The 9,656-nt window shown below is 28.6% G+C and carries 11 protein-coding genes and 1 pseudogene; 2 read left to right on the top strand and 10 right to left on the bottom strand.

The genetic code is table 11. From position 1 onward, the window contains the following. The 8 genes from ILS93_RS28160 to ILS93_RS28195 all read right to left on the bottom strand — a co-directional run. On the bottom strand, nt 1-959 hold a 959-nt coding region (locus tag ILS93_RS28160), incomplete at its 3' end, for a plasmid recombination protein (protein ID WP_222661719.1). 515 nt (nt 960-1,474) lie between these two features. After that, nucleotides 1,475-2,008 (bottom strand): signal peptidase I, encoded by a 534-nt coding sequence (gene lepB, locus ILS93_RS28165; protein WP_222661720.1) that lies wholly within the window; start codon nt 2,006-2,008, stop codon nt 1,475-1,477. A gap of 65 nt (nt 2,009-2,073) precedes the next feature. After that, nucleotides 2,074-2,673, bottom strand: a complete 600-nt coding sequence (locus tag ILS93_RS28170) for a hypothetical protein (RefSeq protein ID WP_222661721.1) — start codon at nt 2,671-2,673, stop codon at nt 2,074-2,076. After that, nucleotides 2,670-3,332, bottom strand: coding sequence for an ATP-binding cassette domain-containing protein (locus tag ILS93_RS28175; protein WP_199640713.1), 663 nt, complete (start codon nt 3,330-3,332; stop codon nt 2,670-2,672). Before ILS93_RS28175 ends, ILS93_RS28170 begins: the two co-directional genes overlap by 4 nt. Further along, nucleotides 3,329-4,078: a hypothetical protein gene (locus tag ILS93_RS28180; RefSeq protein ID WP_222661722.1), complete on the bottom strand. Its 750-nt coding sequence runs from the start codon at nt 4,076-4,078 to the stop codon at nt 3,329-3,331. Before ILS93_RS28180 ends, ILS93_RS28175 begins: the two co-directional genes overlap by 4 nt. Nucleotides 4,079-4,704: 626 nt before the next feature. Further along, complete coding sequence (locus ILS93_RS28185) at nt 4,705-5,529, bottom strand: hypothetical protein (RefSeq protein ID WP_222661723.1); 825 nt, start codon at nt 5,527-5,529, stop codon at nt 4,705-4,707. A gap of 146 nt (nt 5,530-5,675) precedes the next feature. Continuing rightward, on the bottom strand, nt 5,676-6,080 hold the full coding sequence (locus tag ILS93_RS28190) for a hypothetical protein (RefSeq protein ID WP_222661724.1): 405 nt from the start codon (nt 6,078-6,080) through the stop codon (nt 5,676-5,678). Nucleotides 6,081-6,413: 333 nt separating this feature from the next. After that, entirely contained in the window at nt 6,414-6,974 is a 561-nt protein-coding gene (locus ILS93_RS28195) for a MerR family transcriptional regulator (protein WP_097927655.1), read from the bottom strand. A gap of 455 nt (nt 6,975-7,429) precedes the next feature. Between ILS93_RS28195 and ILS93_RS28200 the strand changes: the two genes are divergently transcribed. Beyond that, nucleotides 7,430-7,678 carry a cytoplasmic protein gene (locus tag ILS93_RS28200; RefSeq protein WP_222661725.1) on the top strand — a complete coding sequence of 83 codons (249 nt, stop codon included), beginning with the start codon at nt 7,430-7,432 and terminating at the stop codon, nt 7,676-7,678. 179 nt (nt 7,679-7,857) lie between these two features. Continuing rightward, nucleotides 7,858-8,007, top strand: coding sequence for a hypothetical protein (locus tag ILS93_RS28880; protein WP_261784341.1), 150 nt, complete (start codon nt 7,858-7,860; stop codon nt 8,005-8,007). 278 nt (nt 8,008-8,285) lie between these two features. On the opposite strand, the gene ILS93_RS28210 is transcribed toward ILS93_RS28880, so the two are convergent. Then, the gene (locus ILS93_RS28210; protein ID WP_098664927.1) at nt 8,286-8,936 is read right to left on the bottom strand and encodes a MarR family transcriptional regulator; all 651 of its coding nucleotides are present in this window, start codon (nt 8,934-8,936) and stop codon (nt 8,286-8,288) included. Nucleotides 8,937-9,145: 209 nt separating this feature from the next. After that, nucleotides 9,146-9,656: pseudogene (locus tag ILS93_RS28215) on the bottom strand (plasmid recombination protein); the annotation flags it as partial.

Consider the following 9,656-nt stretch of genomic DNA (forward strand, 5'->3'; position numbering starts at 1 on the left):
TTAATAGGTTCATTTGGCACTTGATCCGAAGCACTATCTAATTCTTTCTGCATTTGTTCTATTCTTTTTTCTAACTCTATATGACGCTGGCCAATTAACTGCAACTTTTCGTTTTCACTCTCTACTTTTTGCTTTACTATCTCTAATTCTTTGTACGTATCAACAACATCACTTTCCAAACTCGTTTTTGTTACTTCTAATTCATTTGTTTTCTCTTCAACGTTTTTTAAATGATCGTCAATCGTTTGTAACTGTGTTTCTTTTTCTTCTACTTGGTTTTCAATAGTTGACTTTGCTTCTGCATACTCCTTGTATTGACGAACTTTCATGTACTTATGTGAACCTACATTAGCACGTTCAAAATTCGGAATATATTCTTTAGCCAATTGCTCGATATAAGCCGTTTCTGTTTCTCTCCAATGCGCAATTAACTTTCTTCCCGTTCCTTCGACACCTTGTTGCTGCAAGGCTCTATCCATTCCGACACGCCTCGTTAATCCTCGACTACTTTCGAAATTCGGTACATAGTTAATATGTAAATGCGGATTGGCTTCATCATCATGTAAAACCATGTTATAAACCGATAGGTTTGGATTTCGCTCTTGAAACACTTCAGCATACTGTTTTAACGCTTCCTTTTTGGCTTCCCTATATTTCGAGTCATCTTTCCCTTCCCCGATCGCTATGACTAATTCTCGTTGCTCATGCGTCTTATCGTCTTTATGTATTTTGTCATAGTAATCATCAATTTTACGGTCATTCCGTTTTTGTTTCTTGTTATATTTGTCCACCGCTTCTTGAAAGATATCCTTGTATACACTTCGGATATCCTTTTGAACAAAATAAATATTCTCATGTAACCTGGATGGATCAATGCCAGGATTCCCATGAATATTTTCTCTGTTATTATGACTTAATGAACTTTGGTGGGATTGATTAAATGAGATAGAACCCAACATAAAGTGCCACCACTTTCCCTAGATTAATTGATACCATCAGTCTAGCAAAGCGACGAAATGGAGTCAATTAAAGTAACCCTATACGTATTTTGACGCTAAAGCATCAAAATTAATAGGGGTCTGCGACGCTTTTCGGCTCCGCCGATCCATGCTTAGCATGGCAAAACCAAACCTTGGACTTTGTCCAAACCTACTGGGGAACACTTCCCCAGCCCCCATCAATCCAACTCCCCAACCCCTCAATCCTTGAGGGGCTCCCTCGCCGGTAGGCAGGGTCAAAAGGGTACCTTTTGACAACCACAAGAGGGTTGCATAGTGAATCTGATCAACTCCTTAATGCTCCTTCATTTCGCTTGCAGCTTCATTCTGTCCGCTTACCGTTGACAGACACTGTATATCTACCTCTTATGATAAATAAAAAAGGGTCTGAATACAGACTCCTTTTTTACCCTGAATTATGGAATATTACACTTTTTTTAAAATCAATTCTAAACAAAGAGATAGCTTAAATCTTATTAATTAATAAATTTTATTTTATTAAAAGGATAATATACAAATTCAGTTTTACCTACTATATCAGATTCATCTATATAGCCTAAACCATTCCGACTATCTTTACTATTTAGACGATTATCTCCCATTACAAACACTTTATTAATTGGGACTTTTTGTTCAGCATAATTTAATTGTTTATATTGCTCTAATAAATTTTGATTTAAATAAGCTTCTTTTTGTTCTACACCATTTATATACAGGTTACCCTCTGTGATTTTCACTACATCACCATCTAGTCCAATGACTCTTTTCACCAAATACATCTGATCTTCTGTTTTTTTAATAACAACAATATCGCCATGTTTTATAGGAGAAAAATTTAATATAACTTTATTAACGAATAACCTATCTTTATTTTGCAAAGTTGGTTCCATAGATTCCCCATCTACTTTAAATGGCATAAAAATAAAAGTTCTAACCATAAATATAACAATGAAAACTACTAATATAATTAGAACCCATTTTAACTCCTGTTTTCCCTTAAGTTGTTTCATAGACATCCCTCAAACTTCGTATTATTCTTATTACAAATATTATAATAAGAAAAGTAAAATCTATTTTAATCAGCTTCAGGTTTATTTTTATTTATATTGATATTAATTCCTGTTGGACTACCTTTTTTCTCTCCATTATTAAAAACACCTACTATACTAAACCAAACCTGATCATTATAGTTAAAATATTTATAGTCTGTATTCTTAATATCAGCAGAGTTTGTTAAATCTTCTTTTAATATAGATAATAGTTTTTCTTCATCATAATTAATATCTAAACTTTCGAATAAATCCTTAAAAAATCTTAATACTATTTTTTTCTCTTCCTCATCTTTATAAAAGCTTCTATTATTTACAGTTACTTCCACACTAGAAACTTTTTCCGACTTGGAAAGGAAAAAAGCTTGGATTATATTTTTTTCTGAAATAACATTATAACTACCTTCTTTTTCAAATGTTTTTTTAATCCCTTCTTTATTTTTAATAGAAGTAAATAACTTTTCTGAAGAAATATTAAAAGTTTTCCTGTTTTTCATATATTCATCTTCTTGTTGTGTATGTTTATCGCTCTCATTAGTTTGCGAATTACCCTTATTACTTTCATTAGAACATGATGAAAGTAATAAAATAGCTATTATTAATAAAAATAAATATGTTTTTTTCACTTATTAACCATCCTTTCTTCGTTAATAACCTTTCCACTTTCAAGTTCAAAAACAACATCACATAACAAACTTATATCATTTTCATTGTGACTAGTCAGAAGAATAGTTTTAACTTTTTTTAACTCTAAAAGAAGTTGTTGTATCTCCATAACTCCTTTCTTATCTAAACCGTTAAAAGGCTCGTCTAAAATAAGAATAGACTGATTTTCCATAATTGCTTGGGCTATTCTAAGTCTCTGTTTCATCCCCAAAGAATACTTCCCAACGTGTTTATTCATATGATCTTCTAAACCGACTAATTTTAAAGAATTTATTATTTGTTCTTTAGAAATTATCTTTTTAATTTTAGACAATAAAAATAAATTTTCATAACCTGTTAATTTAGGTAAAAATTCAGGTGCTTCAATTATAACTCCAGCATCTTCAATAAAATCTATATCTTTTCCTATTACTTTATCATTAACTTTCACTACACCTGATGTATAAGAAGTAAATCCACAAATCACTTTAAATAGCATACTTTTTCCAGAACCATTATATCCAATAAAACCATATGTCTTATTACTCTCTAATTTTAATGTAATATCATCTAAAATTAATTGTTTTTTTACTTTTTTTGATACATTTGATAGTGAAATAATATGAGACAATTCTATCATCCTTTCAATATATATAATTTATATATATATTTATAAATTAAGAAACAAAACACTAAAATAAAAATTTGTATAATAAAACTATCAATAAAACAAGAATTATAATCAAATAAAATGATATTTATACTTTTCAACTTTAAATCAAGATAAATAGTAAAAAGAGTTCCTCCTACTATCACTATAAATCCTATTAATTTTGAGTATAGGATATTTAAAATTAAACATATAAAACTCATATTACAGATAAAAATTAACATTAAAATAATATGTAATACTAATAACTTCAATACTTCATAATCAAATAAAATTGAGATATTTTCTATAAACTTAAAATAAAACACATATATAACTATAGAAACTCCCCATAATATTACATACCTTATAGCATTAAAAATAATAAGATAAGATTCAGAAATACAATAATCATACATTCTTCTCTTTCTATAGAAAGTAAAATAAGAGTACGTACTTGGTGTACTCATAAAAGAAAAAGTAGAAAATACAATTCCTAAAAACAAAACAATAAAAGGTCTTACAATACTAAACACATCCAAAATATAATAACTATCTAAATTTTTTATTTGAGTATTACCCCAAAATTTAACAAAATAATTCAATAGAATAGATTTATCACTATATATAGGATATTCCATTAAAGTCGTAAATTTAATATTTATAAGCAAACTAGAAAATATTAATATTAAAAACACCATTTTTATTATCTTAAGAAATATGTTTTTGATTTCCATAATACAACCTTCTAACAAAGAATATAAATAAAAATATCAAACAGATATACAAAGCAAATATACTAATAACTATTAAAAAGTCTTTAAATGTATTAAGAGGCATTGCATGTAAAGATAAAGGTAAAAAAAGAAAATCATCACTTTCTTTTTTAAACAAAATAGAAAAAATACTTAACATAATAAAAAATAAAGCACTGATAAAAGAAGATATTCCTCCCCATATAATCCTAGGAATAATAACAACTAGATTAAGGAATATAAAACAAAGATTAATTAACATGAAAAATTTAATACTATATATTAGATCAATCTTACCAAAATGTTGAATGTTTACAATATTTATTACAAAAACAAAAACAAACGTATACAGAATATTTAAAGGTACTAATTCTTTTAAAATTCCTAATACAGAATTACTTAAACTTTTATTTCTCACTAAGAACATACTATTTGCAAAAAACATTTGAAAATTATTAATAAAAAACAGATATAACAAGAAAAAAGGTATAAATGAATTCAAATTATCACTAATAAACATATTTGGTGATAATTGAGAACCATATGGAAATGTATAAATAATACAGTAATAAATATAAGACAACAAAAGAGCTTTTAAAATGCTATATTTATACACCAAACTTATCACCTCGTTTAAAATGAAGAAAAATAAGTATTATTCCTATAAATAAAGGAATTAGTAAAGGAACAATTATTTGATATAAAGAAACACCACTATAAGTATTATATAAAATTCCTATTAATGGAGAAATTAATTCAAGATTAAATGCCGCAGAAATATTTGACATCACCAAATAGTATATAAATGGAATTAATACAATAAAATAAACTTTTTCTGTCCATAATGCAATTGTACATGCAAAAAAACCATATATAGATCCAAAAATAAAATTAACTACAAAACAAATTACCACAAAATATACAATTGCATTATTAAAAGAAATATAAGAATTTATACTATTTAATAATCCAATGTGACTATTAATATAGTTTGAATTAAAACAAGCAACAAACAAATAAAACAATAAATATGGCCCAGCAAAACACAAACCAGAAATAATTGAATATTGTAAAATAACACCTAATATACTTTTTTTGTAATTTTTTATCCTTGTATAGGCATGAACAAAATACCCTTTACCTTCATTATAAAAACCAATAATAGGAAAAGTTGCAGGTAGCGTAAACAAAAATAAAGAATAATACATACTATCAAAAGTCATTAGTTCCCAAGTTGCTGACTTGAAAAGATAATTTTCAGTTAAAAAAAATCGACTTTTACCTGCTAAATCCCCTTTACTATAGTCATATAAAAAAATAGATTCAAAAATACTACTTGATACAAAGAATGAAAAAAATACAATCAAAAGAAATGCTATAAAAGAACCAATACTATATTTGTTTATAAATCTATCTTTAATAATATTATTCACGATAACCTCCCAATTGGTGTAAAAAAATTACATTTAACCTATAAAACAGAAAACAGTCAAAATGATTAAATAAAGATATCTAATCATTTTGACTTAATTGAATAATTAATTACATAGATTCCTTTTATAAAAGAAACATTTTTTAATTAGTCTTGAGAATCAGGAGACCATGAACCTTTTACATAAATATCTCCACCACTATAAGTTCTTTTCATATTCAAATGATAATAATAACCAGCAGTTCCACTATTAGAGAATGCTTGTTTTGTACCTCTATCAAGTGTACCAGAACCTCTTGATTCATGATTTGAATTATGAAGTACAGTTTTCACATTTGCAGAACCAGAGCTATCCTTTAAATTAACAACATAATATCCAGCACTTTGATGTCCATGATAAATTTTATAACCATCACCAGGAACATCTTTTGTATACGAATAACTAATAGAAAAATCGATCGGATCGATATCTCTTAATGCTTTTGCATCTGTTGCAGTAAAAATTCCAATCCCCATTGTAGCTACTAAAGCCGTTAATCCCAATTTCTTCAAGGTAATTCCTCCCTTTTTTAATAAATACATACAAATAGTACATCATTAACCAAAACATGTAAACTATTAAATTGGAAAAATATAATATTTTTAAAATTTAATATAAATTTATATAATTCTAAAAATTCCGTCATTTTAAAAGGTAAATTCCATTAATTAAAAATATATTAAAAACATATAAAATAAAAACAAAAGATTATAAAACTACGTAACATAATAATAGCAAGGGAATGCTTGTAGACTGATCTATACTGCATTCCCTTATTGTATGTATGCTATATTTCTATTCTTCTTTTTCCGACATTAGAACCGTACATAAAATACCGGCCAAATTTACTTTTTAAACAAACCGAAAAAACCTTTCCGTTTTTGTTTCTGATTTTGTGCCTGCATATCTCTAATGTTTTCAAGCAATAACTGATCTCGTTTCTCTAGCTTCTTCTCTATGAAAACTTCTAATTCACTGTTTTTACCTTCTACTTCAGTTAGCTTTTTCTCCGTATTCGCTAAATGTTCTTTTGTCGTAACCAATTCATTCGTAATTTCTTGTAATTTCTGAACGAGTGCTTGATTAAATTGATTTTGTAACTGTTGATTTTCTAATACTTCATTCAGTTTCTTTTCTAATTCTGATTTTTCTTCTTTTGAAACAAACGAATCAAGTTCTCCGTTTCGCCATGACCGAACTTGATCGTAAGACCATTTTTGTACCTGTATTTTTTCTTTTATTGCTTTTAATTCTTCTATATTTTCCTTCGAGTATCTACGATGTCCTCCCTGACTTCGCTCCGTTTGTATATTAAATTCATTTGACCATACCTTTAATAAATCGGGTGTGATTCCTAAAAGATCCGCAACAATTTTCGGTGTGTGCATTTCCGATTTTAGTTCCAATTTTTATTCCTCCCCAAAAAACGGAATACGTTTTTTACTTAAAAAACACGATTAAATCAACATTCCAATCAAAATCGGAATGCACTTGCAACCGATATGAAAACCGATTTTAAAAACAATTTAATTTCCGAAATACATTCCGATTTTAACACCGATATGTATTACTTCTCGATAATAACATCAAAATCTTTTTTTCTATATACAAGATTTTATGCAAAAAAAGAATAGCGGGGATCCCTAGAATCCTCGCTATATCAACAATGTATAAAATCATGTATAAGAGATAAATAGATATGAAAGCAAGAATCCTTGTAGAAACAAGGATTCTATCAAAATATTTGCTACCGATAATAAGTGATTATGTTAACTATGTTTGTATATAACATACAAATTCTATTAAGATTATTATAAAGAAAAATCAAAATTAATTGAGTTGGAAGGGGTAGGAAAATAATATGCAAAATAGCGTGAAAGCTGCCCATCGGTTCTGTGGTAATAACAAGGAAAATTTAAAAGAAGATAATTTATGTGGCTGTTTTTATTGTTTAGAAATATTTCATCCATCTGAAATTAAAGAATGGATAGATAGTAATGAGAACACAGCTCTTTGTCCTTACTGTGGGATTGATTCTATAATAGGTCAAAGCTCTGGATTCCCTATTACTAAAGAGTTTTTAAGTGAAATGAACAAATATTGGTTTTAATTTATAAAAAAACTAATTCGTTTCTGATAACTAAAATTATGTAAACGAGCTGTCCATATGGACGGCTTATTTTTTGTTTAGCGGAATTTTGTCCTTATCTTTTGGTCTACTCTTTGCTTTTTGGCTAGAGTGCTGGTTCGTCGTGTGGGGGCGAAACCCCACGTATTACGTATCTATTTTTGAATAAGAACTATTTTAGAACGATTGATCGAAGCGGTTCGGCTCGTATACTTGCTAGTCCAAGTCGAGAACCATTGCTTTGCTTTTTGTCTGTCGGCTTGGCGAGAAAAGCACACGAGCCGAAAAAAGTTCCGCAAGGACAGAATTAAAAAGAAAGGCAATAGCCTTTAGGTGAGGATTAACGAACCGATTTTTTTAATTCTGAGGGTGGAGATTTTTGAGTGAAATTCTCAAAAATACTACCCGTTCCTTGCGGAACTTTTAGCCCTATATATAAGAGTGAGAAGAGGAAAGTAAAGAAAGTCAGTAATAACAAGGGTTTATAAGATATAGGGTGTACCCAAAAAGGAACACCTGTGTACCCAAAAAGGAACACCTAAAAAATGTAAAAAAATATAAAAAAAAAGATGTCAATATAAAATGACATCTAAAATAAATAAATTGGCAACTTATGTTTTTTACCATCTTCAGTTACAAAATTTTTAAGTGATTTTTTAAAGATTTTTTGAGTTGCTTTATCTACTCCGTCTTTTGGAGAACAACACATGATATTTGGATTTACAAACCATGTACGACTTGTACAAATACGACCATCTTCGGTAGTTGTTCCAGTTTCTGCAACCGCTAATAATCCTTTTTTCATTAAACCATTCATTAACTCTGAAACTTTTCCTCTAGTTCTATTTAACTTTCTTGCAAGATAACTAGGCGTTGCACTATCAGAATCAAATTCATCTTCTTTAGTTATTCTTTCAACCAAAATATTTGTTTTAAATTCTACATAAGGTATTAAATCCATTAAAAGCGCTTTTTCAGCTGTAGATAAATAATTAATTTCACTCAAATAATTGTAATTATCCATAATTATTTGCACAAACCTCACCCGATCTGTAGGTTTTTTCTTTTTCCCTATAAAATATTCATCTCCACCAGTTGTTTTACTTATTAACTGTAAGAGCATTGCTTTCTCTTCTTCTGAATAACCACCGGTTTGCAACTGATTATAAATGCTATCAATCTTACTATCTCTTATTTTCGCTTTTTTTTCAGCTTGTCCAAAATCTACAACTTTTGTCATAAAATAATTCTCTCCCTTAGTGGAAGGAATCAACTTTTATATGTTAGAATGTATATAGAATATATATTGGTTGATTCCAACCTTATTATGAAAAACCGCCTCGCCGACCAAAGCTTGGGCGGTTTTTCTCGTTTGTATGTCTTTCTCTATAATAACATGAAACACCTTGTTAAAGCTTTCCATCTCTTGCAAAAATACAACATTCAATACTATCTTTCCCTATCAAAATCTCGATGTCTGCTTATTTCTCTCTTATGTTCACGTTCAAATTGATTATCTATTCCCTTACTATCCAATTCATTTTTAACAATTTCTCTAAAGGCCTTAAATTGCTCTTTAAAAACTTTTTTCGTTTGTAAATACAAAACTCTTATATTCGTCTGCAAACCCTTTATATGAGCTTTTAATGAGCTAATTTCTCTATTTAATACACCAACTTCTTTCTGCAACTGACCTTTTTCTTGTTTCAATGTTCGATTTTCTTTTATCCAACCTTCTGCAGTCATTTTTAAACTTTCATACTCTTTCACAAAATCTGTTTCTCTCAAACGCCCATAATCCTTTTTGAGAGTGACCGCTGCATTCACTTGTTTTGTTAATTCTTGATATTGTTCTGGTGATAACACATAATTTCCAGTCTTTTTCTTCGTGACTTCAGCTTTCCCAAACGTTTTATTATTCTGTACTTCTGTTATTAATTCTTTACGCAAAAATGGAATT

Source organism: Bacillus sp. 16GRE42, assembly GCF_019837435.1.
Lineage (GTDB): Bacteria > Bacillota > Bacilli > Bacillales > Bacillaceae_G > Bacillus_A > Bacillus_A wiedmannii.